Below are 23,072 nucleotides of genomic sequence, written 5' to 3' on the forward strand. Positions count from 1 at the left end.
TCCGTCCGGCTCTCAGGCCGTGCCCCAGACCTTGCGCGGCGGAACGCGCGCCTCGATCAGCTTCGCCACCGCATCGCCCACTTCGGCGGGCTCCCAGCGCGCGCCCTTGTCCACCACCGGACCCTCGCGCCAGCCATCCTCGAGCATGATCTTCCCGCCTTCGAGTTCGAAGACGCAGCCAGTCACATCGCGGCTCGCGCTGCTGCCCAGCCACACCACCGTCGGCGCGACATTGGCCGGGTCCATCACGTCGAAGGCCTGGCCCTCTGTCGCCATCTTCTCGGCAAAGGCCTGCTCGGTCATCCGCGTGCGGGCCGAAGGGGCGAGCGCATTGGCGGTGATGCCATAGCGGCCGAGCTCTGCTGCCTGCACCAGGGTCAGCGAGGCAATGCCGCCCTTCGCCGTCGAATAGGCCGCCTGCGCGATCGAGCCCTGAAGCCCCGCGCCGCTTGACGTGTTGATGATCCGCGCATCGGGATCGCGCCCGTCCTTCTGCTTGGCCCGCCAGTAGTTCACCGCATGGCGCGCAATGCAGAAGTGTCCCCGCAGATGGACGTGCATCGTCGCATCCCATTCCTCGAGCGTGGCCGAAACGAACATGCGGTCACGCACGATGCCCGCGTTGTTCACCACCACATGGAGATCGCCGAAAGCATCCAGAGCGGCCTGAACGATGCGGCCCGCTGCATCCCAATCGGTGATGTCCTCATAGTTGGCCACGGCCCTGCCGCCTGTCGCCACAATCTCGGCCACCACGCCATCGGCGGCGCTGGTATCACGGCCTTCGCCGCCCAGCGATGTGCCGATGTCATTTACCACCACGTTCGCACCCTCTGCGGCAAAGGCCAGCGCATAGGCCCGGCCCAGCCCGCGTGCGGCTCCGGTGATGATGACGGTGCGGTTCTCGCAAATGCCCAAGGCAATTCTCCCGTAAGGTTCTTCAGCCGACCGGCAGCAGCAGGTGCTGCGAAAGGTCGCCGATGTAATCGAGCATGGAATAGTCGCGCGTGGCGAAGCGCCAGGCTCCGTCCACGCATTCGAAGGTGTCGTGATAGCGGCCCGAGGCGATGGCCTGCAGCGGCAGCTCCGGCGCTTGCTGGAACACGGTATAGACCGAGCGACAGCTCGCCCATCCCGCCGCCTCGTCGATCTCCACGATCGGGTTGGTGATGACGTGCCGCGTGCGCGGCGTGCCGCAAGGGTGGATGCGCACGAACGCCCGCCACTGCTCCAGCATCGCCGCACTGCCTTCCACCACGCGTCCACCACCGAGAGTGACGCGCGCATGGCTGAACATCGCGGCGACCTCCTCGAGCCGGCCTGCATCCATCAGTTCCGCGTAGCGGTAGAGCAGGTTGGTGATGGCGGTGGCGGACCCCATGACGCTCAGAGCCGCTCGATGATGGTGACGTTGGCTTGGCCCCCGCCCTCGCACATCGTCTGCAGGCCATAGCGGCCACCAGTGCGCTCCAGCGAATTGAGCAGCGTCGTCATCAGCCTCGCCCCGGTTGCGCCAAGCGGATGGCCCAGGGCAATCGCCCCGCCGTTCACGTTCACCTTCTCATGCGGAATGCCCAGCTCCTTCATCCACGCCATGGGCACGGACGCAAACGCCTCGTTGCATTCGAACAGGTCGATGTCGGCCACGGTCATGCCCGCCTTCTTCAGCGCGTGCTGCGTCGCCGGGATCGGCGCGGTCAGCATCCACACCGGATCGTCGGCGCGGACAGAGATGTGGTGAACGCGAGCGCGGGGCTTGAGATTATGCTCCTTCACCGCCCGCTCGCTCGCCACCAGCAGCGCGGCGGCGCCGTCGCAGTTCTGGCTGGCAACGCCTGCGGTGATCACCCCGCTTTCCTGCACGGTGCGCAGCGAAGCAAGGCCCTCCAGCGTCGTGCTCGCACGGATGGTCTCGTCATGGGCAAGGCCGTTCAGCGGTGCGATCTCGCCCGCAAACCAGCCCGCATCGGTGGCCGCCTGCGCACGCTGATGGCTGGCGAGCGCGAAGGCTTCCATCTCTTCGCGAGAGATGCCCCACTTGGCCGCGATCATCTCGGCCGAATTGATCTGGTTGAGAAGCCCATCCCCATACCGCTCGCGCCACGCGACCGAGCCGGTGAACGGATCGCCAAAGCCATACTGCTCGCCTGCGAACATCGCCGCCGAGATCGGGATCGCGTTCATCGCCTGGCTTCCGCCTGCAACGACCAGATCCTGCGTGCCCGACATCACCCCTTGCGCGGCAAAATGCAGCGCCTGCTGGCTCGATCCGCACTGGCGGTCGATCGTCGTGCCCGGCACATGCTGCGGCATTCCGGCGCAGAGCCATACGGTGCGGCCGATATCGCCAGCCTGCGGACCGATGGTATCGCAGCAGCCCCAGACCACGTCGTCCACCAGATTGGCGTCGATCCCGGTGCGCTCGACCAGCGCCTTGATCGGATGCGCGCCAAGGTCTGCCGGATGGACTTCCGCAAGACTGCCCTTCTTGCGCCCGATGGGGGTGCGGACGGCGTCGATGATATAGGCTTCGGGCATTGTCCGTCCTTCAGGCAAATGTGTGTTCGGGGCCGATGGCCAGTGCGCCACCCAGCACGGCATCGTCGATACGGGCATAGTGAAATGCGCGGTCGCCCCACGCCCCGGCCAAGGCCCAGGCGCGCTTCATCCAGAAGTGCAGGTCCACCTCATAGGTGTACCCCATCGCGCCATGGACCTGGATCGCTGTCTCGGCGGTGAGCATCGCCGCATCGGTGGCTGCAAGCTTGGCATGGCTGACATGGACGGCAGCGCTGGCCGCACCGTCCTGCAAGGCCGAGGCCGCGCGCCACACCACCGGCTTGGCAAACTCGATAGCCACCGAGCATGACGCCAACTGGTGCTTCAGCCCCTGAAACGCCCCCACCGGTTGTCCGAACTGGGTACGGATCTTGGCGTATTCCACGGCTTGGGTCAGCATGGCGTCGACAAGCCCGACCAGCTGCGCCGCGCTCATCAGCGCGCCAAGGTTCAGGAGGTCCGCATCGTCTGTCGCCTCGCCATCGCGCAGCGCAAGGTTGCGCAAGGGATCGACGCTCTGCACCGGCGCGCCTTCGCCGTCGGCCACCCATGGGTTGATCGCATGGCTCAGCGCAATACGGCGCTCACCGGCAACTACGGCTTCCAGCCCCTCGGCTTCACCCCGACCCACCAGCCACGGCACGCCGACGAAGGCGGTATCGACCAGCGGTTCGGCCAGACAGGCGCGCCCGCATTCCGCAGCAATGAGCGCGGCCTCGACCAGCCCCATGCCAAGGCCACCCTGCGCTTCGGGCACCAGCAGCCCCGTCAGCCCCATCTCGACCAGGCCCTGCCAGATCGCCGGATCGCGATTGCCCTCGGTATCGAGGCGGCGCAGCACTTCGGGACCATGGGTGCCAGCCAGATAATCGCGCACGCTTTCGGCAAGGGTCAGCTGGTCGTCGGTGAAACGGAAATCCATCAGCCTGCTCCCACACGCGGCAGGCCAAGCAGCCGCTCTGCGATGATGTTGCGCTGGACCTCGTTCGATCCGGCATAGATCGGGCCGGAGAGCGAGAAGATGTATCCCTCAAGCCACTGGTTCACGCGCCCATCGTCGAACCGCTTGAGTTCGGCCGCTGCCCCCAGGAGTTGCATGGCAGTCCGGTGCATGTTGCGGTCGAGTTCCGACCAGAAGATCTTGTTGAGGCTCGCCTCTGCGCCGATCTTGCCGCCCGCCATGATCTTCGAGGCGACCGCATACGTGTTGTAGGCATAGGCCTGCGCCGCGCCCCAAGCCTGCAACACCGCTTCGCGCGCGGCGGGCGAGGCCTTGTGGCCATGCTCGCGGTAAAGCTCGACCAGCCGCTTCGCCGTCGCCTGAAACCGCCCGGGCGAGCGCAGCATCAGCCCGCGCTCGAACCCCGCCGTCGCCATCGCCACGCTCCAGCCCTGCCCTTCGCCCGCCAGGCAGTTCTCCACCGGCACGCGCACTTCGTCGAAGAAAAGTTCGGCAAATCCGGTGTCGCCATGCAACTGGCGGATCGGGCGGCGGGTGATGCCAGGCGAATTGATGTCGAACAGGATGAAAGTCAGGCCCTTGTGGCGCTTGCTTTCAGGGTCTGTGCGGAAGATGCCGAAGCCCCAGTCGGCAAAGGCCGCGCGGCTCGACCAGGTCTTCTGCCCGGTAATCACGTAATGATCGCCATCGCGAACCGCCTTTGACTGGATCGCCGCCATGTCGCTGCCCGCGCCGGGTTCGGACCACGCCTGCGCCCAGATCACCTCGCCCCGCGCCATCGGCGGCAGGAAGCGCGCCTTCTGTTCGGGCGTGCCGAATTCCATGATCGTGGGGCCAAGCAGGAAGATGCCGTTCTGGTTCGCCCGGTTCGGCCCCCCTGCGCGGAAGTATTCCTCCTCGAAGATCAGCCATTCGATCAGGTCCAGCCCGCGCCCGCCGAACTCTTCGGGCCAGGTCACCATGCCCCAGTTGCCGCTCGCAAGCCTGCGCTCCCATTCGACGTGGCTGTCATATCCTTCGCGGCATTCCAGCGTGACGAGCGGCTCCTTCGGCACGTTCGCTTCCATCCACGCGCGCACTTCGGCGCGGAAGGCCTGCTGCCTGGGGGTGTAGGTCAGGTTCATCGGTTCAAATGTCCTTCGTCACCCCCGCGCAGGCGGGGGTCCAGTCAAGGTTGCGCGCTGGATTCCCGCCTTCGCGGGAATGACGAAATCGAGGGCACATTTGCTGCATCAGAACGTCGCCGCCTTGCCGGTCTCGACGAAGGCATCGCGTGCCTTCTGGCTGTCTTCGTGCATGTACATTTCCAGCGTGAAGCCCTGCTCCCACCGGTAGCCACGATCCACGTCGCGCGGCTCCAGGCCGTTGAGCGCCTCCTTGGCGATCACCAGCGCCTTGCGGCTCTTCGACGCGATCACGGCGCAGAACGCGCGCGCTTCCTCGACCAGCTTGTCGCGCGGCACCACCTTTTCCACCGCGCCCAGCCGATAGGCCTCTGCCGCCGGGATGTTGCCGCCGGTAAAGAACGCGGCGCGCACCTTGTGCAGCGGCAGCATGCGCGAAAGATGGCTGGCCCCGCCCATCGCGCCACGGTCCACTTCGGGCAGCGAGAAGAACGCATCGTCCGCAGCAATGATCGTGTCGCTCGCCCCGCAGATGCCGATGCCCCCGCCGATGACGAACTTGTGCGCGGCCACCACCACCGGCACTTCGGCATCGCGAATAGCCTTGAACGTCAGGTAGTTACCGCGATTGAGCACGGTGATGCGCTCGGGGTGCGCCTGCATCTCCTTGATGTCCACCCCGCCGCAGAAGCCCCGCGAGGATTCAGCCGCGCGGATCAGCACCACATTGACCTCCGGATTGCTCGCCGCCGCCGTGATGATCGCGGGCAGCGACATCCAGGTCTCGCTGTCGAAGGCGTTGACCGGCGGCACATCGAAGACAATCTCGGCAATCCGGTCACGGATTTCGGTGGTAATGGGCATGGGTCAGTTCCCGTTACAAAGCGCGGCTATCCGCCCGCGCGCTTCGGTTTCGATCTCGTTCAACAGGTCGGCGCAAGTCGGCAGGTCCTTCAGCCGCCCGGCAACGACGCCGGTCGCCATCAGCCCGTTCTCGGCATCGCCCGATACAACGGCGCGCATGATCATCATCGGCGCTGCTGCTGCCATGATCGCCTGTGCCAGAGGCATCTCGCCATGCGCGGTCATGGCGCGGGCGGTAGCGATCACCTGCCCCCAGCTCATGCCATTCTGGCGCTTCATCTCCAGCCCCGCTTCCATGGCCCGAACCCACATCGCCAACTTGCCTGATCCTTCGATGCGGCGCAGCAAGGGGTTCAGGATCATGCGCTGCGGAATGCCATCGACCTTCGTGGAAATCGCAATGTCCGCCGTCCCGGCCTTGACGTAAGCGGCCTTGGGACCTTGCGGTACCGGGCTTTCCGCCGTCATCAGGAAACGCGTGCCCATGGCAATGCCGACCGCGCCATAGGCAAGCGCCGCCGCCAGCCCGCGCCCGTCGCCAAATCCGCCTGCGGCAACCACCGGAACGCCAACCGCATCCAGCACTTGCGGCAAAAGCACCGTCGTCGGCACCGCGCCGGTATGCCCGCCGCCTTCTCCGCCCTGCACGGTCACCATCTCGCAGCCGAGCTGGACCATCTTTTCGGCATGCTTCACGGCACCCACGGTGGGGATGCACAGGATGCCGGCATCGCGGAATGCGCCGATCATCTTCGCATCCGGCCCGCGCCCGAAGCTCACCGCACGCACACGGTCCTTGTTGGCAAGGATCAGCTGGACAATCTCGGCGGCACCCGGCTGGAAGCTGTGAAAATTCACACCGAACATGTGCGGGGTCAGGTCCCGCAACCGGGCGATTTCCTCGGCAGCTTCCTTGGGCGTCATCACTGCTGCCGCAAGAAACCCGAAAGCCCCGGCGTTGCTCGATGCTGCCACCAGCTCCGGCTTGGCGACCCAGCCCATCGCGGTCTGGATCACCGGCAGCCGGCAGCCAAGCCGCTCGGTCAGGACAGTGGCAAGCGGATCGGCCATCAGGACTTGTCGGCCTTGCCAGAGTCACTCTTATTCGCAGCCGCCGCCGATTTGCCGCTCACCCCGGCAATCGAATTGCCGGTGACGAGATCGTTCTGGGCATGGGCGAAGTGGTGCATGTGGTACACCGCGTCCATCGCCGCACGCTTGCCGCGCAGTTCCTCGACGTGGTTGACCGACTGCTTGGTCAGCCAGTTCCCCAGTCGCCCCTGCCCCGCCAGCTTGTTCGCCCAGGCCGCCGTCGCCTCGCGCAGTTGCTCGCGCGGGACCACCTTGTTGACCATGCCAAAGCTGTAGGCGCGCGCCGCCGGCATGCGCTCGCCCAGCAACAGGAATTCCTTGGCCACGCGTGGCGGCAGTTCATAGGCGTGGGCGAAGTATTCGACGCCTGGAATGCCCATCAGCGGGTTCACCGGATCCTGGAAGAACGCATCTTCCGATGCCACGATCAGGTCGCACACCCAGGCCAGCATCAGTCCTCCGGCCACGCAGGCGCCCTGCACCATGGCGATGGTCGGCTTGGAGATGTCGCGCCAGCGGCGGCACATGCCGAGGTACTGTTCCTGCTCGCGGGTATAGAGCAGTTCGGCGCCCGGCTTGTTGGTGTGCGGCGGGAACATCAGCCGCTTGTCGAACTCGTGGTGCAGGTCGCGCCCCGGCGTGCCGATGTCGTGCCCGGCCGAGAAGTGCTTGCCCTCGCCTGCCAGCACGATTGCCCGCACGTTGTCGTCCTGCACCGCGCGATTGAATGCATCGTCGAGCGCGTAGGTCATCTGCCCGTTCTGGGCATTGTTGAACTGCGGCCGGTTCATCGTGATCCAGGCCACGGCGTCGATCACCTCGTAACGGACGGGCTCTTCCGTCTCATAGACGATGTCGACCTTCTTCGGCTCGACGAGGTCGGTCATGCTTTCATCTCCCTCAGGCGGCGGCGCGAACGGCGGGCGGATTGTCCTTGAGCACCGAGGCGCGGACGTTGTGCGGATCGAGGCTGGCGATGACGGCCAGTTCCTCCGCCGTCGGCAGCGGAGTCACTTCCACGTTTTCGGCTTGGGCCAGTTCGAAACCGGTCGCGGCCTGCACTTCCTCGAAGGTCACGCCCGGATGCAGCGAGATCACGCGGATCTGGTTGTCCGGCCCGCCGAAGTCCATCACGCACAGGTTGGTCACGATCCGGCGCAGGTTCACACCCGAGAAGTTGCCGCCCGGAACCCGCTTGGCCGGATTGTATCCAACGCCCGAGATCATATCGACCTGCGGGACAAACACGCGCGGTCCGTGTGCCGGGAAGAAGAACGAGTTCGGGTGATAGATCGTGTTCCCCGGAAACCCGCGCACGCCCAGCATCTGGGTCTTCGGCTTGTCGTAGGTGCCGCCCATATAGGACAGGTTTATCTGGCCGAAGCGGTCAAGCTGCGTCGGCGTGACCATGGCATGACGACGGCCGGACCACACTGCACTGTCGAAGAAGCGCGAGAACGGTAGGTAGCCCGCCGGCTTGCGGTCGTCGTACTTGCGCGGGCCCAGCGGCACCGGCTGCTCGACGAGATAGGCCTCGCCATCGGTCATCATCAGCTCTGGTGTATGGGTCAGCTTGGCGAGCCCAGCCGCAAGCCGCGGCACAGGGCCAACGCCGGTCGCCACGATCTCGCCATTGCCCCGGAAAGCTTCCGAACAGGCGACGATGCACAGGTCTACAAGAGTTATGTCGCTCATCAGAAAATCGGCAGCGAAAGAGCCGCTACCGCCTCCTTTCCGCCAATGGATTCAAGATATTCGGCTTCCGAAGCGCCTACGAAACGGTCTGCCACGGCCGACCAGTCGCCCGGATCGCGGGCGGCGTCGGCGTAAGCCTTGAACGCCTTCATATCCCAGCCATAGTGCGGCGGCATCGAGCTTGGGTGCGCCCCGCATGGCATTTCGACCACGCCGGAAACGAAGCACCGCTCGAACAGGTTGTCCTGCGCGCCTTCGGGGTAATGGTCCTCCATCCGGTCGACCAGCTCTTCGCACGAAACGTAAGCCTTGGTCGCCGCCTTGGCGAACCACTCGTCGTAATAGACGTCCGGCCCGAACACCTGCACGTTGCCGCGCCAGTCGCTGCGGTTGACGTGGATCAGCGCCGCATCGAGCTTGAGCGCGGGCATCGCGATCAGCGTCTCGGCATCATCATAGGGTGACTGCACGGTCTTCAAACCGCCCAGCTCGGCAAGATCGGTGCCCAGTCCCACCCGCGTCGGCAGGAACGGCAGGCCGAACGCAGCCGCCTTGAGGCCCCACTGGAACATGCCTTCGTCCAGTTCCAGCACCTGCAGCACGCCGCTCTCGCGGGCCTTGCGGAACCATGGCTCCAGCGGAATCGCATCGAGGCTGACGAAGGCGAAGACCAGCTTCCTGACCTTCCCCGCCGCGCAGAGCATCCCCACATCCGCACCGCCATAGGCGACCACGGTCAGGTCCTTGAGATCCGATCGCATGATCTCGCGCACCAGCGCCATGGGCTTGCGCCGAGGCCCCCAGCCACCAATGCCGATGGTCATGCCATCGGACAATTGCGCGACGATCTCCGCCGCCGTCATCCGTTTATCGAGGCTCACGCCTGTTCCCCCTGCTGTTCTTTCATGGCTTTCTGCCAGGCCCATTCGTGCCCCCACACGCTGATCGCTTCGTGGCGGGTCGTCTCCCAGTTGGCCGGATCGATCACCAGGCTGTCGCAGCCGATTTCCAGATCGAAGCCCGAGGGCGTCTGCACATAGAAGCCGGTGGTCTCGTCATTGACATGCCGCCCCAGCGTCGCGCTTTCCGGATATCCGAAGCGCTTCATCCGGTCGTGCGCCTTGCCCACGTCGATCAGCGTCGGCAGCTCCAGCATGATGTGCACCGCGCCCGAAGGCGGGATCGGCCCTTCGCCGAACGCGATCGAATGGTGCCGCCCATTGTCGGCATGAAGGAAGGCAAAGCCCATCGACGGACCTTCCGGGCCGAACAGCTGGAACCGCGGCATGTCGGTCTGGCCAAAGCCCAGCACGTCGCAATGGAAGGCAATCGTCTCGTCAAAGTTCGGCGCGGAGAACACCGCATGGCCCATGCCCATTGCGCCGGTAACGAATCCGGGGACTCCTATGGGCGAGACAAAGGGCGCATCGGTGCGCGCATCACCGCAGTACAGCTCCAGCCCGTTGCCGGCCGGATCGCTGGTGCGGAACATCGCCTCGGCACCGCGCCCCTTGGCCTGAGCTTCGTCCGCCCATTCCACCGGACGGCCCGCGGCTGCAACCTTCGTCGCCAGCGCATCAAGCGTCGCGCGGTCGTCCACTTCATAGCCCGCCGCCACGAACCACTCGCGAGAGCCGCTCTCGATGCGGAAGCGAAACACCCGGTCGTCCACGCGATAGAGCGCCGCGCCGTCACTAGCATCGGCTACCCGCATGACCCCGACGAATTCCGTCAGGAAGCGGCCCCATTCTTCCGGCTTTGCGGTTTCCACCACGACATAGCCAAGCGCCTTGATCGACATGGCTGCTTATCCTTTCACGAGGTCGAGGAAGTATGGCCGCTCGCCCCCGCCATCGACGTTGATGCGCGCGCCGCTCACCCACGAGGCGAGGCTGGAACTCAGCCACAGCACCGCGCCCGCAATGTCCGCACCGTCACCCATGCGCTGCAGCGGCAATGATCTGGCGACCGCAGCCTGCGCCGCGGCATCGCCATAGGTTTCTTCCGCAGTCTCGGTCTGCATCAGCCCGACGATGATCGCGTTCACACGCACCCCGTCCGGCCCCCACTCCTGCGCCAGGCTCTGCGTCAGGCTCAGCAACCCTGCCTTTGCAGCACCGTATGCTGCCGTCATTGGCGAAGGCCGGATGCCCGAAACGCTGGCGATGTTGACGATGCTGCCCGCACCCGCCTTCGCCATGTGGGCATAGGCATATTGCGACATGTACATCGCCGCATGTAGGTTCAGCTTCACGATCGCGTCGAAGAAGCGCGGGCTCGACGTGGCAGGCGCGTGCGGCGATCCCCCGGCATTGTTGACGAGGATGTCGATGCGACCATGCTGCATCGCCACCGCCTCGACCAGCGCATGGGCCTGTTCGGGATCGCGAATGTCGGCGGCCCGGAACGCAACACCCGCAGGCAGGTCCGCAGGTTCGCTTCGTCCGCAAACCGTGACGTCCGCTCCGGCCCCGGCAAGGGCCTCGGCGATATGCCGCCCCAACCCTCGCGTACCGCCCGTGACGATCGCAACCTTGCGCGACAGATCGATGTGATCAGTGCCCTCCACGGGGCCGCTCTCCCTTTGCTCTTGTTGATACGGGCAAAACCCTCATCAACAGATTCGAAATCGCCAATATCGAAAGGCGATTGGGTTTTTAATTGACGATTTGCGTATCCAATGCAATCTGAAATTACGAATGCGGTGCAGAAATGTCGAATTGAGTCGGGCCAGGCCCCTTGCCGGGGCGGCCTCTGAACGGCGGACAAGACGATCCGCGATGGCTTGGGAGCGGAAGACCGGAATGACAGCCTATTCTCAATATCGGCCACTGCCGCTCGCGCAGGTTCCGCAGTGGGATTTCGAGACGGACGTCGCCATCGTCGGCTTCGGCGCAACCGGTGCCTGTGCCGCGATCGAGGCCCGCACAGCAGGCGCGCGCGTCATGCTGTTCGAACGCAGTTCGGGAAGCGGCGGCGCATCGGCCCTGTCGGGCGGAGAAATCTACATCGGCGGCGGTACCGATGCCCAGAATGCCGCAGGCTTCGACGATACTGTCGAGGACTTTACCGCCTATCTCAAGCTCGCCGGCGGCCCCTGCGCGGACGACGCCAAGTGCGACCGCTACGGCCGCGAGGCCCTCTCGCATTATCAGTGGCTCAAGGATCAGGGCGTGCCCTATCGCGGTAACTTCCTGCCGGGCAAGATCATCGAACCCACCGACGATTCAACCCTGATCTGGTCGGGCAGCGAGGCAGCCGCGCCGTTCTACAAGCTGGCCAAACCCGCCCCGCGCGGCCACGTGATCCAGCACATGGGCTGGGGCGGCGGACGTCCGCTGGTGGATATCCTCGAGACCCGCGCCCGCGATCTCGGCACCGAGATCCACGTCGATGCCCGCGCCGTTGCCCTGATTACAGAAGGCACCCGCGTTGCAGGCGTGGTCGTGCGGATCGACAACAAGGACCGGTTCGTACGCGCGCACAAGGGCGTCGTCCTTGCCACCGGCGGCTTCGTGTTCAACGATGCGATGCGCCGCAAGTACTGCCCCGAAAGCTTCAGGGTAAACAGCCCCATCGGCGACAAGGACGACGGCATCGGCATCGAGCTTGGCGCTTCGGTCGGCGGCGATCCGATCCACATGGACCAGTTCTTTACCACCTGCCCATGGACCATCCCGGAAGAGCAGGCCTATGGCGTCTTCGTCAACGTCGCCGGACAGCGCTTCATCAACGAGGACTGCTATCACGGCCGCGTCAGCCGTTGCGCCGTCGACCAGCCGGGCGGCAAGGTCTACCTCCTGCTCGACAGCGCGCACTTCACCCAGCCGCTCGACCTTGCCGGCATAACCATCGCCGGCACGGGCGAGACCTGGGAGGAAGTCGAAGCCGAACTCGAAATGCCTGCCGGAACGCTCTCGGCAACGATGCACTTCTACAACACCCACGCGCGCGAAGGCCGCGACCCCCTGTTCGACAAGCAGGCACCGATCCTCAGGCCCCTCGACCAGTCACCCTTCGTCGCGCTCGAGTGCAACTTCGAGACGAGCTACTTCAGCTTCTTCACGTTGGGAGGCCTAAAGACCTCAGCCGATGCCGAAGTGCTCGACCGCACTGGCCAGCCGATCCCCGGCCTCTTTGCAGCAGGCCGCTGCACTTCGGGCCTGCCCGCCTGGGGTCACGGCTATTCCTCGGGGATGAGCCTTGCCGATTGCACCTTCTTCGGACGCTACGCAGGCATGAACGCCGCGAAAGGCTGACCCTGCGGTCCTGAAAGGATTACCAAGATGCTCTCTCGCGTAACCTTGAACAACACCGACCTCACCGTCAGCCGCCTGTGCTACGGCACCAACATGCTCGGCTGGATGCTCGATCAGGGCAAGGCCAACGCCATCCTCGATACTTATGCAGGCCTCGGCGGCAACTTCATCGACACTGCCCGGAGCTATGGCGACTGGATCCCCGATGCGCCTGTGGGGGCCAGCGAACGCGCGCTCGGCGCGTGGCTCAAGACGCAGAAGCGCGACGACTTCGTGATCGCCACCAAGGGCGGCTTCTATGACATGCGCGTGGGCGATTGGCGCAACCGCGTCACCTCGGATGACGTCGCGGCAGACTTGGCGCAAAGCCTCGATCACCTCGGCGTTGATACCATCGACCTCTATTTCCTGCATAGGGACAACCCGGAAAGCCCGGTCGAACCGATCATCGACGCACTGATCGCCCACCGCGAGGCAGGCCGCATCCGCCATTTCGCCGCGTCGAACTGGTCAGCGTCACGCATCAGCGCCGCCAATGCCTATGCCGCCTCCATCGGCAAGGAAGGCTTCGTCGCCTCGGAAACCTTCTGGGGCCTTGCTGTCCCCGATACCGCGGCCGCCGCGCAGCAGGGCTACCAGCACTACTATGAAGGCGAATACGAAGACCTCCACGCCTGCGGCCTGCCAATCGTCGCCTATGCGGCGCAGTCGGGCGGGTACTTCACCAAGCTCGCCTCAGGTTCGGTCGGCGAACAGCTTGCCGCGCGCTATGCCAACCCGGCCAACGAACGCCGCCTTTCTGTCGTTCAGTCATTGGCCGAAAAACACGGCGTGTCGATCAACGAGATCGTCCTGTCCTACCTGCTCAGCCAGCCCAACCAGACTGTGGCCATCTTCGGCGGATCCTCGCCCGAACAGGTGACCGACAGCGCCAAGGCCGACGCCCTGACCCTGACTCCAGAAGAGCTCACCGCCCTGCGAAGCGCCTGACCTTAACCTGTAGCAGCGCGCGCGCTATCGACGGCGCGTCGCGCACGCGTCGCGGTAGTCTCGGTACCGACCGCGTGGTTGCGCGGGATTTCCACGCTTATCGGGCACCCTTCCGGCAGTGCGCGCACGAAGCCCGCAACGTCGAACGCGCCCTGCCCGCACAGCAGTCGTTCCGACGAAGCTTCCTCTCCGGGGTCTTCGGGCGCCAGCGCAGGACCATCGGCCACCTGCCCATAAAGCACATACCCTGCCGGAACCGCTGCCAGTTCGCCAATCGTGCCGCCCGAGCGAATGAGGTGCAGCAGATCGACATTGATTCCGACCCGTTCTGGCCGCGCCACCTGCCCCACAAGATCCAGCGCGGCAGCCAGAGAAGGCACCTGGCTTGGCGGATAGAACTCCACACCGACCCTCAGCCCAAAGCCATCCGCCATGTCGCAGAAGCGCGCGAACGTATCCAACCGGCGCGCCGGATCGCGGTCATAGAGCAGCGCATTGATCATCCCGGCGCCAAGCTCTGCCGCACATTCCATCGCCGTGGCAAAGGCGGCAACATCGGTGCGGCCGGTCAGGGTGAAGGGATAGGCAAGGTCCAGCGAAACGCCCAGATCGCGCATTACCGACTTCAGCTCCGCCCGCGTGACCGGGTCGCCGCAAATGTCGAATTTCGGCATCAGTGGCAGGACGTCCATCGGCTCCATGAACAGGCACATGCCATCGCAACCGACAGCCCGCGCCGTCTGCGCCAAGTGGATCGGCGTTGTGTCAATGGCGGTCAGGTGATCGAGAGCAAGACGCTTCATCAGCCAGATCCTATCGCCTCAACCGCATGCACGCCACCGATTTCAGATACGCATTCGGATGACATAATCTTATTCATATAATAATATTCGAACATTGATCGATTCATTCATACGCATTTTCATAAAAGCGCAGAGTTGAAAATGCTACGGCAGGTAAGCCGCGGTGAAAGGCTGCGTGGAGAGGAAAGGCTCACATGGCAACGACTGCACCCGAAATCGCGATCTCCCCTATCACCGATGGCGGCCTGTCGATGGGCCACCTCGCCCTGCATTACGGAAAGCCGGAGGACGGCCCCACTGCCTCGCGCCTGCTGCAGATCGCGGGCCTCAGGGAAACGCAGGTCCTGCCCCTGCCCAGTGGCAGCTTCTACCGCTTCGTCGTTTCGGGCCGCCACTTCGCGCGCGGCGATGGCATCATTTATCTCTCATGCCTGCCCGAACCCCAGCAGAAGCTGATCGCCGCGATCCACGCCGCGTTGCGCGTCGGCACCGATGACGAGCACGAAGCGGTCAAGGCCTACCGCGCGATGATGGCGCAGGACTTCGAAGCCAGCTTCCACTTCGGCTTCCTCGTCGAATCTCTGGAAGAGCTTGAGAAGATGGTCCTGACCCTTCAGGATCTCTCCGAGAATGACCCCACCTTCAAGGGGCGCCTCAACATCGGCTTGAATCGCGCCCGCCGTGGCGATGACGCGATCGATGCCCGCTTAGATGCCTCGCCCGTATTCGGGAAGGCGACCCGCTACGCCTACGGCAGCGCTGGCGTGCAGGTCTTCGTCGAGACCGATCTGATCTGCGCTGGCCCGCTTGGCGAGAGCATGGTTCTCGAGTTCGATTACGTCTTCCCGGACAAGCAAAGCCACATCCTCTCCGTCGTCGAACTCTGACCCGGTTCGGCGTGGCGACCATGGAAAGCCTCGAATTCGACTTCGTGATCGTCGGTGCCGGGGTGGCCGGATGCGTCCTCGCCAATCGCCTCTCCGCCGATCCGGAGTGCCGCGTGTTGCTGCTCGAAGCGGGCGGCAAGGACAACAGCCCGCTGATCGCCGCGCCGGGAGGCTTGCTCCCGATCATGATGTCAGGCGCCTACGCCTGGCCCTATGTCTCGGCGCCGCAGCGTCATCTCGATGACCGCGTGCTCTACCTGCCGCGCGGCAAGGTGCTGGGCGGCGGCTCCTCGATCAACGGCATGGCCTACGATCGTGGATTCCACTCCGACTACGATCGCTGGGCGCAGGCCGGTAATCGCGGCTGGTCCTTCGCCGATGTGCTTCCCTACTTCCGCAAGCTCGAAAGCTACGGCCCTGCCCGCAATGAATGGCATGGGACCAATGGGCCGATCCACGTCACCCGCGCCGCACAGGACCATCCCTTCGCCCGCGCCTTCCTGAAAGCCGGAGCCCAGGCAGGCTATCCCCTGATCGGAGACCTCAACGGTGAGACCCGCGACGGCTTCGCCGCGGTTGACCTCACCGTCGGCAAGGGTCGCCGCTCCAGCGCTTCCTCGGCTTACCTCCGCCCCGTTCTGAAACGCCCGAATCTGTCCGTGCTGACCGAAGCCCACAGCCGGCGTATCCTGTTCGAAGACGCCCACGCCACCGGTGTCGTGTTCCGCCGCGCAGGCATCGACGCACTTGCCAAGGCGCGGCGCGAAGTGATCCTCTGCGCAGGCGCCATCAACACACCGCAACTGCTGATGCTCTCGGGCGTCGGCCCCGCCGCTCACCTCGCCGAACGCGGCATCGCGCTGGCCCACAACCTCCCCGGCGTCGGCCAGGGCCTGCAGGACCACCTCGCCGCGCACGTCAAGTACCGCTCGACCAAGCCGTGGTCGATGCTGCGCTTCCTCAATCCTGTGCGCGGTGCGCTGGCGATGGCGCAGTACCTTGCCTTCCGCAGCGGCCCGCTGGCCGATCCCGGCATGTCGGTCGCCTGCATGGTGCGATCCGACCCGGCGCTGGACGAGCCTGACATCAAGATGCTGCTGGTCTCGGCACTGTTCGGCCAGAACGGACGCAAGATGGTGCCGATGCATGGCTTCTATGCGCACATCAACGTGGCGCGCCCGGAATCGCGCGGCAGCGTCACGCTTGCCAGCGCCGATCCCGATAAGCCCCCGGTGATCGACCAGAACTACAACGCCACGCAAAGCGATCGCCGCGTCATGCGCGAAGGCATACGCATCGCCCGCCGCATCTTCGGCCAGAACGCCTTCGACGAAATGCGGGGTGAGGAACTCAACCCCGGCCCGCAAGTCCAGTCAGATGACGAGATCGACGCCTACATCCGCGGCCATGCCGAAGCCGATTACCACTCGACCAGCACTGCCCGCATGGGCTCGGATCCGATGGCCGTGGTGGACGATGCGTTGCGCGTGCACGGCCTCCGGTCGTTGCGCGTGGTCGATGCCTCGATCATGCCGCACCTGCCCGGCGGCAACACCGCCATCCCGGTCGCCATGATTGCCGAGAAGGCCGCCGACCTGATCCTCGGGAAAGGCCCGCCCCCATGAAAACCAGAGCAATGGTCTGCCACGCACCCGGTACGCCGCTGGTCGAGGAATTGCTCGACCTCGCCCCTCCCGGCCCCGGAGACGTGCTGATAGAGATCATGGCGAGCGGGCTGTGCCACACCGATCTCAGCCAGATCGAAGGCAAGGCCGCGCCCTATCCCTTCCCGGTCGTCGTCGGCCACGAGGGCGCCGGGATCGTGCGCGAAGTCGGCGCGGAAGTCACCTCGGTCAAGGTCGGCGATCACGTGATCCCGGTGGGCATCGGCGAGTGCGGCACATGCCGCAATTGCCGGTCGGGCAAGACCAACCTGTGCGAGGCCTTCCTCGGCGACATTGCCCTCCAGCCCAGCCCGTTCTCGCTGAATGGCCAGCCGGTTTCGGCCTATTCCGGCGTCGGCAGCCTTGCCCAGTTCATCGTCACGGCCGAGCGCAACGTCGCGGTGATCCGCAAGGACGTGCCCTTCCACCTTGCCTGCACCGCGGGGTGCTGCGTGGCAACGGGCATCGGCGCCGTGATGAACACCGCGCATGTCGAAAGCGGCGCGACCGTTGCGGTCTTCGGCCTCGGCGGCATCGGCCTCAACGTTGTGCAAGGCGCACGCCTTGCCGGGGCCTCGCGGATCATCGGCGTGGACATCAATCCCCTGCGTCACGAACAGGGCCAGCGCTTCGGCCTGACCGACTTCATCGACGCGCGCGAGGGTGATGTGGTTGCGGCGATCCAGGCGCTCACCGATGGCGGCGTCGATTACGCGTTCGAGTGCGCGGGCAACGTCAGGCTGATGGCCCAAGCCTTCGAATCCACGCGGATCGGCTGGGGCTGCACCGTTGTCCTCGGCGTGCCGCCCGATGGGCAGGCGATGGAACTGATCCCCTTCCAGCTCCAGCTCGGACGGCGGGTGCAAGGCTCGTTCATGGGCAACGTCAAGGGCCGCAGCCAGTTGCCCAGCCTGCTCGATCATTTCGCCGCAGGCCGCCTCAACCTTGCCGACCTTGTCACCCATCGCCTGCCGATGAGCGAAGTCAACGAGGGCTTTGCCCTGATGAAGCGCGGGCAATCGCTGCGCTCTGTGGTCGCCTTTTGAAGACGGCCTGTTTGTTGATGAAATGTTTCCCCGGGGAAACACGTCGAAGGCTGCACCACTTCAACCCCTGACATCTAAAGTTGCAGAATAGAAAATCTCCTATTCTACGCAAATGGCAATTTCAAAGCAAAATATATAAATAACTGCACATGCATTGCAGCCATTTGGAAGCGCATTTCAACTTGCTCCTCTCCGAACGGTCGAGTAGCTTCTCTGAAAGAAGATGGGAGAGCGACGATGACCGCAAAGGCCGACCTGCTGATTCGCGGGGGAATGATCGTCGATGGCACCGGGACAGAGCCCCATTTCGGCGACGTGGTTCTGCAGGGCGACCGCATAATCCAGGTCGGCGGCTCGTTCGCAGGAGCCGCGGCCGAGGTGATCGAGGCCGAGGGGCTGGTCGTGACCCCGGGCTTTGTTGACATCCACACACATTACGACGGGCAGGCGATCTGGTCCGACACGCTCTCGCCAAGCTCCTCGCACGGCGTGACGACCGCTGTGCTGGGCAACTGCGGGGTCGGCTTCGCGCCTTGCCGCACTGCTGATCACGAGGCGCTGATCCAACTGATGGAAGGCGTGGAGGACATACCGGGCGTGGTGATGGCAGAGGGCCTGCCGTGGGACTGGGAGACCTTTCCGCAATACCTCGACGCCCTCGCCGCCCGCCAGCGCGACATCGACGTGGCCTGCCTGCTGCCGCACAGCCCGTTGCGCGTGTGGGTGATGGGCGAGCGGGCCATTGCGCGCGAAGAAGCGACGGATGAGGACTTGGCCCGGATGCGGGCTATCGCTCTCGAGGCGCTGGAAGCAGGGGCCGTGGGCTTTGCCACGTCTCGCCTAAACATTCACCGCACCAAGGCAGGCGAACTGATCCCGACGTTCAACGCCGAAACGCGCGAACTGTTGGCGATAACCGGAGCGCTGGCCGAGGCCGGGACCGGCGTGTTCCAGGCGGTGCTCGACGCGCCGTTCCAGAGCTGGGAAGAGGAGATGGCTCGGCTCCTTGCCGTGACCAAAGCCTGCGGCCGGCCTTCCACCTTCACGCTGGGGCTGGTCAACAGCGGTCCACGCAACTGGGAAGAGGCGCTCGACAAAGTCGACGAGGCGCGCGCGCAGGGCATGGAGATCTGGCCGCAGGTGCTTCCGCGCCCGATCGGACTGATCTCAGGCTGGGCGCTTTCGACCCACCCGTTCTGCCTCTGCCCTTCGTATCAACCGCTTGCCGCCCTGCCGCTCGAGGAACAGCTGCCCCGCTTGCGCGATCCGGCGTTCCGCGAACGGCTGATCGGCGAAATGCCACAGGAGGGCCATCCGCTGGCGATGCTGACCCGCATCTGGGACTGGATGTTCCCCTTCGGCGATCCCCCGCAGTACGAACCCGCGACCGACCAGAGCATCGCCGCGCTGGCCCGCGCGCAGGGGCGCTCGCCCGAGGACGTCGCCTACGACGTGCTGATGGAGCGTGACGGCACGGGCATGATCCTGAACACGCTCGGCAATTTTCACGAAGGTCGGCTCGATGCCCTGCTCGACCTTGTGCGCCGCCCGGATACCGTGATCGGCCTTGGCGATGGCGGCGCGCACTACGCCGCCATCTGCGACGCGAGCTATCCGACCTTCATGCTGACCTACTGGGTGCGCGACCGGGCAGGTGAAAGGCTGTCGCTGGCCGAGACCGTGGAGATGCTGGCCGCCCGCCCCGCGAAGGTCATGGGGCTTGAGGATCGCGGCCTGCTGCGCGTGGGCTACAAGGCAGATATCAACGTGATCGACCTGGAGCGCCTGACGCTTCACGCCCCCGTCATCCGCCATGACTTGCCGGGCGGAGGACGCAGACTGGACCAGACCGCAACCGGGTACTGCGCAACCGTCGTCAGCGGTCAGATCATACGGCGCAATGACCGGCCAACCGCGCTCCGGCCGGGTCAGGTCGTGCGCGGGGTGCAGAAGGCTTGCGCCGATCCGGTCGGGTCAGGCGAAGACGTTTTGCCTGATCCAGTCCACGCTCATCGCGGTCGTCGCGAGCCGCTGTTGCCCGAGCACCCGTGACCAGTAGCCTTCCGAGCCATCGGCCATGCGCCATTCGTGCAGGCGGCGGGTGAGGAGCTGCAGGTCGTATTCCTCGCTGATGCCGATGGCACCATGGACGGCGTGGGCAGTGGCGGCGATGCGCGGGGCAGCAGAAGACGTGGTGATCTTGGCGGTGGCGGCGGCGGCGAGCGGCACTTCCAGACCATGCGACGCGCCAAGCTGAGCGGCGATCCGGCAGGCGATCATGTCCTCGGCCATCACGGCCAACATCTGCTGCAGCGATTGCTGGCGGCCGATGGGCTTGCCGAACTGCACGCGTTCCGAAGCATAGGCCGTCGTCACATCGCACAGGCGCGCGGCGGCACCGGCGATCAGCGCGGCGCGCAGCACGGCCGCGATGGGGCGCAGGCCAGTGCCGGGGCGCGGTAAGGTCTGGCCTTCGGGGTTGCCGGAGATGCGGGCTGCGAGCGAATTCGTGACGCCTGTCTGCTCGGGCGAAAGCTGCGCCATTTCGCACAGCACCAGTGCATCGCCGCGATCGAACAACACGGCCTGCGCCACCAGTCCGCAGGGAACCGGTTGAGCCAGAGAGGTGACCAGCGCGATCGGCCCATCCGGCGCAGCCACGCCCGCCGACGCCAGCAGGGCGCGCGCCACAATCGTCTCTGCCACAGGCAGCGGCACGGCGCGGGCGCCGAGCGCCTCTATCAGCGGCTCGATATCAGCAAGGCTCAGCCCTGCTCCGCCGTACTCTTCGGCAACCAGCGCATCGAGGAAGCCGGACTGGGCGATTTCGTCCCACAGTGCGGCAGCGGAACCGCCGTGTTCGATGGCGCGCACCACTGCAGGGGGCGCCGCCGCATCAAGCATGCGGACGAAGGGTTCGAGCAGTTCGTTGATGTCCATCTTGTCCTCTCGCTTCAACGCAGGCCCATGCCGCGCGCGATGATCCCGCGCAGGATCTCGCGCGTGCCGCCGCGCAGGCTGAAGCTTGGCGCGATGTGCGTGACGTAGAGCAGCGTGCGATACAGCTCCTCGCTCACCGCCTCGTCCGGGTGCGCGGCAAGATCGTCAGCGATCACCACCGGCAGTTCCTGTTCGAAGCCGGTGCCACGATCCTTGACGATGCTCGCTTCGACCACCGGGCTTTCCCCCGCCACAAGTCGCGCGGTGCAGGCAATCGACATGGCGCGCAGCGTGGCGAGTTCGGCGGTAAGCCGCCCGACCAGCGCTTCGCAATCCTTTCGGCCCACTGCCTGCACGTGCTTGATCCAGGCATCGAGCAGGACGGCGCTGGAATAGATGCGCTCCGGCCCCGATCGTTCGAACGCGAGTTCGGCGACGACCTGCTTCCAGCCCTCCCCTTCCTGCCCGACAAGGGCATCATCGCCCAGTTCCACATTCTCGAAGAACACTTCGGCAAAGTGGGCATCGCCCGTCAGGTCAACGATGGGGCGCACGGTCACGCCGGGCGCCTTGAGATCGATGATCAGCTGCGACAGGCCTCCCTGCCGGTCCGCCGAGGTGCCGGACGTGCGGATCAGCGCGATCATGTAGTCCGAATGCATGGCATTGGTGGTCCAGATCTTCTGGCCATTGACCACCCAGCCGCCACCCGTGAGCTCTGCCCGCGTGCGCACGCTGGCAAGGTCGGAACCCGAACCCGGTTCGCTCATGCCGATGCAGAACAGCTGCTCGCCCCGGCAGATTGCGGGAATGTGCTTGCGGCGCTGCGCCTCGGTGCCGAAGTTCAGGAGCAGAGGGGCGCTCTGCCGATCGGCGATCCAGTGCGCCGCCACTGGTGCGCCAGCGCTCAGCAGTTCCTCGACCACCACGAAGCGGGCGAACGGACCCTTGCCGTGCCCGCCGTATTCCTTCGGCAGGGTCAGGCCAAGAAAGCCCGCCTGCCCCAGCGCACGGCTGAACTCCGCGCTGAAGCCCTGCCATGAACGCGCGCGGCGATCCATCGGGATGCTGGCGATGTGTTGGTCTATGAATGCGCGGATGGCGGGGCGCAGTGCCTCGTCCTCGGGCGGAAGTTGGGCAAGCGTCAGGGTATCGAACACGGAAGGGCGGCTCCTGTCCCGGGCGGTGCATCATGCCACCGCTCCAGGGGGTCGAGCGATGCGCCCGCAGACCCTCTGCATCAAATATTTATTTTGCCCTGTCCGATAGCGATCGAATATCAATCTTGACAGCCGGCGAGGGCGGTGCGCACGAAATTCTGTGCCAGCACCGATGGTTCGTTTGCCCGCGCGATGCCCATTGCGATCGGCAACGGCTCTGCCAGGGTGACGATGCGCACGCCCTCCCCGGCGAAGCGCGCACTGCGGCCGGGGATCAGCGCCACGCCAAGTCCTGCTTCGACAAGACTGAGAATGGTCTGCACCTGCACCGCCTCCTGCGCGACGCGCGGGGTGAACCCGGCGCGGTGGCAGGCGAGGCGGATCGTGGCATGGAGTACGCTGACGGGACTGTAGATGATGAAGCTGCGGTCAGCCAGCGCGCCAAGGTCGAGCGTCTTGCGCCGGGCGAGCACGTCGCTGGCGGGCAGGACGGCCACCAGTTCGTCGGTCTCGATCACATCGAAGGCGACGGGCGCGGAGTCCATCACCGGCAGGCGCACCAATCCGACATCCAGCCGGCGCGCGGCGATGGCACGGACGATCTCGACGCTGTTCATCTCTTCCAGCGCCAGTTCAACTTCCGGGTAGGCCTGGCGAAAGGGCGAGACGATGCGCGGCAGCAATTCGCCGATGGCCGAGCCGATGAAGCCGATCGACAAGCGCCCACGCAGGCCTGCCGCGCCCTGTCGCACCGATTCGCGCACTTTCTCCGCCGCCGCCAGTGCCTCACGCGCAGGGGCAACGGCGGCGAGGCCCGCAGTGGTCAGGCGCACTCCGCGCGGATCGCGTTCGAACAGGGCGACGCCGAGTTCGTCCTCCAGCTTGCGGATGGCAACTGTCAGCGGTGGCTGCGATATGTGCAGGCGCTCTGCCGCACGGTGGAAGTTCAGCGTCTCGGCAAGGGCGCTGAAATAGCGCAGCTGGCGCAGGTCCACGATACATACTCACTATCGAAGCTGGAAAATTCA

At 65.2% G+C, this 23,072-nt stretch carries 22 protein-coding genes; 6 read left to right on the forward strand and 16 right to left on the reverse strand.

Annotated features, from left to right (window positions below):
* Window positions 1-12: 12 nt before the first annotated feature.
* The 12 genes from IQ25_RS05205 to IQ25_RS05260 all read right to left on the reverse strand — a co-directional run bounded on the left by IQ25_RS05205 (window position 13) and on the right by IQ25_RS05260 (window position 10,864).
* Window positions 13-918, reverse strand: coding sequence for an SDR family oxidoreductase (locus tag IQ25_RS05205; protein WP_144903325.1), 906 nt, complete (start codon window positions 916-918; stop codon window positions 13-15).
* A 22-nt stretch (window positions 919-940) separates the two neighbouring features.
* On the reverse strand, window positions 941-1,381 hold the full coding sequence (locus IQ25_RS05210) for a nuclear transport factor 2 family protein (protein ID WP_144903328.1): 441 nt from the start codon (window positions 1,379-1,381) through the stop codon (window positions 941-943).
* Window positions 1,382-1,386: 5 nt separating this feature from the next.
* Window positions 1,387-2,538: an acetyl-CoA C-acetyltransferase gene (locus IQ25_RS05215; RefSeq protein ID WP_144903331.1), complete on the reverse strand. Its 1,152-nt coding sequence runs from the start codon at window positions 2,536-2,538 to the stop codon at window positions 1,387-1,389.
* Window positions 2,539-2,548: 10 nt separating this feature from the next.
* Window positions 2,549-3,481: an acyl-CoA dehydrogenase family protein gene (locus IQ25_RS05220; RefSeq protein ID WP_144903334.1), complete on the reverse strand. Its 933-nt coding sequence runs from the start codon at window positions 3,479-3,481 to the stop codon at window positions 2,549-2,551.
* A complete protein-coding gene (locus IQ25_RS05225; protein ID WP_144903336.1) occupies window positions 3,481-4,644 on the reverse strand; it encodes an acyl-CoA dehydrogenase family protein in 1,164 nt (387 codons plus the stop codon). Before IQ25_RS05225 ends, IQ25_RS05220 begins: the two co-directional genes overlap by 1 nt.
* Window positions 4,645-4,752: 108 nt before the next feature.
* Complete coding sequence (locus tag IQ25_RS05230) at window positions 4,753-5,508, reverse strand: enoyl-CoA hydratase family protein (RefSeq protein WP_144903339.1); 756 nt, start codon at window positions 5,506-5,508, stop codon at window positions 4,753-4,755.
* A gap of 3 nt (window positions 5,509-5,511) precedes the next feature.
* Entirely contained in the window at window positions 5,512-6,579 is a 1,068-nt protein-coding gene (locus IQ25_RS05235; RefSeq protein ID WP_144903342.1) for an NAD(P)H-dependent flavin oxidoreductase, read from the reverse strand.
* A complete protein-coding gene (locus IQ25_RS05240; protein ID WP_144903345.1) occupies window positions 6,579-7,487 on the reverse strand; it encodes an enoyl-CoA hydratase in 909 nt (302 codons plus the stop codon). Before IQ25_RS05240 ends, IQ25_RS05235 begins: the two co-directional genes overlap by 1 nt.
* 13 nt (window positions 7,488-7,500) lie before the next feature.
* A complete protein-coding gene (locus tag IQ25_RS05245) occupies window positions 7,501-8,295 on the reverse strand; it encodes a CoA-transferase subunit beta (protein ID WP_144903347.1) in 795 nt (264 codons plus the stop codon).
* Window positions 8,295-9,176 carry a CoA transferase subunit A gene (locus tag IQ25_RS05250; protein WP_338112207.1) on the reverse strand — a complete coding sequence of 294 codons (882 nt, stop codon included), beginning with the start codon at window positions 9,174-9,176 and terminating at the stop codon, window positions 8,295-8,297. Before IQ25_RS05250 ends, IQ25_RS05245 begins: the two co-directional genes overlap by 1 nt.
* Window positions 9,173-10,096, reverse strand: coding sequence for a VOC family protein (locus IQ25_RS05255; protein ID WP_144903353.1), 924 nt, complete (start codon window positions 10,094-10,096; stop codon window positions 9,173-9,175). The genes IQ25_RS05250 and IQ25_RS05255 overlap by 4 nt, the downstream gene beginning before the upstream one ends.
* A gap of 6 nt (window positions 10,097-10,102) precedes the next feature.
* Window positions 10,103-10,864, reverse strand: coding sequence for an SDR family oxidoreductase (locus IQ25_RS05260; RefSeq protein WP_144903356.1), 762 nt, complete (start codon window positions 10,862-10,864; stop codon window positions 10,103-10,105).
* Between the two features lie 235 nt (window positions 10,865-11,099).
* Between IQ25_RS05260 and IQ25_RS05265 the strand changes: the two genes are divergently transcribed.
* Both IQ25_RS05265 and IQ25_RS05270 read left to right on the forward strand, forming a co-directional pair.
* Complete coding sequence (locus tag IQ25_RS05265; protein ID WP_144903359.1) at window positions 11,100-12,554, forward strand: FAD-dependent oxidoreductase; 1,455 nt, start codon at window positions 11,100-11,102, stop codon at window positions 12,552-12,554.
* 27 nt (window positions 12,555-12,581) lie between these two features.
* Window positions 12,582-13,544: an aldo/keto reductase gene (locus IQ25_RS05270; RefSeq protein WP_144903361.1), complete on the forward strand. Its 963-nt coding sequence runs from the start codon at window positions 12,582-12,584 to the stop codon at window positions 13,542-13,544.
* A gap of 2 nt (window positions 13,545-13,546) precedes the next feature.
* Here IQ25_RS05270 and IQ25_RS05275 read toward each other — a convergent pair whose 3' ends face one another.
* Window positions 13,547-14,347, reverse strand: a complete 801-nt coding sequence (locus IQ25_RS05275) for a sugar phosphate isomerase/epimerase family protein (protein ID WP_144903364.1) — start codon at window positions 14,345-14,347, stop codon at window positions 13,547-13,549.
* Window positions 14,348-14,541: 194 nt separating this feature from the next.
* Between IQ25_RS05275 and IQ25_RS05280 the strand changes: the two genes are divergently transcribed.
* The 4 genes from IQ25_RS05280 to IQ25_RS05295 all read left to right on the forward strand — a co-directional run bounded on the left by IQ25_RS05280 (window position 14,542) and on the right by IQ25_RS05295 (window position 19,996).
* On the forward strand, window positions 14,542-15,234 hold the full coding sequence (locus IQ25_RS05280; RefSeq protein WP_144903367.1) for a hypothetical protein: 693 nt from the start codon (window positions 14,542-14,544) through the stop codon (window positions 15,232-15,234).
* Between the two features lie 20 nt (window positions 15,235-15,254).
* Window positions 15,255-16,859: a choline dehydrogenase gene (locus IQ25_RS05285; protein WP_144903369.1), complete on the forward strand. Its 1,605-nt coding sequence runs from the start codon at window positions 15,255-15,257 to the stop codon at window positions 16,857-16,859.
* Window positions 16,856-17,944 carry an alcohol dehydrogenase catalytic domain-containing protein gene (locus IQ25_RS05290; RefSeq protein ID WP_144903372.1) on the forward strand — a complete coding sequence of 363 codons (1,089 nt, stop codon included), beginning with the start codon at window positions 16,856-16,858 and terminating at the stop codon, window positions 17,942-17,944. The genes IQ25_RS05285 and IQ25_RS05290 overlap by 4 nt, the downstream gene beginning before the upstream one ends.
* Window positions 17,945-18,181: 237 nt before the next feature.
* Complete coding sequence (locus IQ25_RS05295) at window positions 18,182-19,996, forward strand: N-acyl-D-amino-acid deacylase family protein (protein WP_144903375.1); 1,815 nt, start codon at window positions 18,182-18,184, stop codon at window positions 19,994-19,996.
* Here IQ25_RS05295 and IQ25_RS05300 read toward each other — a convergent pair.
* The 3 genes from IQ25_RS05300 to IQ25_RS05310 all read right to left on the reverse strand — a co-directional run bounded on the left by IQ25_RS05300 (window position 19,919) and on the right by IQ25_RS05310 (window position 23,039).
* Complete coding sequence (locus IQ25_RS05300) at window positions 19,919-20,884, reverse strand: acyl-CoA dehydrogenase (RefSeq protein ID WP_144903377.1); 966 nt, start codon at window positions 20,882-20,884, stop codon at window positions 19,919-19,921. The two genes, IQ25_RS05295 and IQ25_RS05300, sit on opposite strands and share 78 nt — an antisense overlap.
* A 14-nt stretch (window positions 20,885-20,898) precedes the next feature.
* Window positions 20,899-22,044, reverse strand: coding sequence for an acyl-CoA dehydrogenase family protein (locus IQ25_RS05305; protein ID WP_144903380.1), 1,146 nt, complete (start codon window positions 22,042-22,044; stop codon window positions 20,899-20,901).
* 119 nt (window positions 22,045-22,163) lie between these two features.
* On the reverse strand, window positions 22,164-23,039 hold the full coding sequence (locus tag IQ25_RS05310) for a LysR family transcriptional regulator (protein WP_144903383.1): 876 nt from the start codon (window positions 23,037-23,039) through the stop codon (window positions 22,164-22,166).
* Window positions 23,040-23,072: the final 33 nt, after the last annotated feature.

This window comes from Novosphingobium taihuense (assembly GCF_007830315.1).
Lineage (GTDB): Bacteria > Pseudomonadota > Alphaproteobacteria > Sphingomonadales > Sphingomonadaceae > Novosphingobium > Novosphingobium taihuense.

What these genes read in the sequence shown, in the direction of transcription:
- IQ25_RS05225 (WP_144903336.1), bottom strand. Translation starts at nt 4,644, where the DNA reads ATGAACCTGACCTACACCCCCAGGCAGCAGGCCTTCCGCGCCGAAGTG.
- IQ25_RS05255 (WP_144903353.1), bottom strand. Translation starts at nt 10,096, where the DNA reads ATGTCGATCAAGGCGCTTGGCTATGTCGTGGTGGAAACCGCAAAGCCG.
- IQ25_RS05270 (WP_144903361.1), top strand. Translation starts at nt 12,582, where the DNA reads ATGCTCTCTCGCGTAACCTTGAACAACACCGACCTCACCGTCAGCCGC.
- IQ25_RS05285 (WP_144903369.1), top strand. Translation starts at nt 15,255, where the DNA reads ATGGAAAGCCTCGAATTCGACTTCGTGATCGTCGGTGCCGGGGTGGCC.
- IQ25_RS05300 (WP_144903377.1), bottom strand. Translation starts at nt 20,884, where the DNA reads ATGGACATCAACGAACTGCTCGAACCCTTCGTCCGCATGCTTGATGCG.
- IQ25_RS05290 (WP_144903372.1), top strand. Translation starts at nt 16,856, where the DNA reads ATGAAAACCAGAGCAATGGTCTGCCACGCACCCGGTACGCCGCTGGTC.
- IQ25_RS05210 (WP_144903328.1), bottom strand. Translation starts at nt 1,381, where the DNA reads ATGGGGTCCGCCACCGCCATCACCAACCTGCTCTACCGCTACGCGGAA.
- IQ25_RS05275 (WP_144903364.1), bottom strand. Translation starts at nt 14,347, where the DNA reads ATGAAGCGTCTTGCTCTCGATCACCTGACCGCCATTGACACAACGCCG.
- IQ25_RS05215 (WP_144903331.1), bottom strand. Translation starts at nt 2,538, where the DNA reads ATGCCCGAAGCCTATATCATCGACGCCGTCCGCACCCCCATCGGGCGC.
- IQ25_RS05295 (WP_144903375.1), top strand. Translation starts at nt 18,182, where the DNA reads ATGACCGCAAAGGCCGACCTGCTGATTCGCGGGGGAATGATCGTCGAT.
- IQ25_RS05235 (WP_144903342.1), bottom strand. Translation starts at nt 6,579, where the DNA reads ATGGCCGATCCGCTTGCCACTGTCCTGACCGAGCGGCTTGGCTGCCGG.
- IQ25_RS05220 (WP_144903334.1), bottom strand. Translation starts at nt 3,481, where the DNA reads ATGGATTTCCGTTTCACCGACGACCAGCTGACCCTTGCCGAAAGCGTG.
- IQ25_RS05280 (WP_144903367.1), top strand. Translation starts at nt 14,542, where the DNA reads ATGGCAACGACTGCACCCGAAATCGCGATCTCCCCTATCACCGATGGC.
- IQ25_RS05230 (WP_144903339.1), bottom strand. Translation starts at nt 5,508, where the DNA reads ATGCCCATTACCACCGAAATCCGTGACCGGATTGCCGAGATTGTCTTC.
- IQ25_RS05265 (WP_144903359.1), top strand. Translation starts at nt 11,100, where the DNA reads ATGACAGCCTATTCTCAATATCGGCCACTGCCGCTCGCGCAGGTTCCG.
- IQ25_RS05240 (WP_144903345.1), bottom strand. Translation starts at nt 7,487, where the DNA reads ATGACCGACCTCGTCGAGCCGAAGAAGGTCGACATCGTCTATGAGACG.
- IQ25_RS05245 (WP_144903347.1), bottom strand. Translation starts at nt 8,295, where the DNA reads ATGAGCGACATAACTCTTGTAGACCTGTGCATCGTCGCCTGTTCGGAA.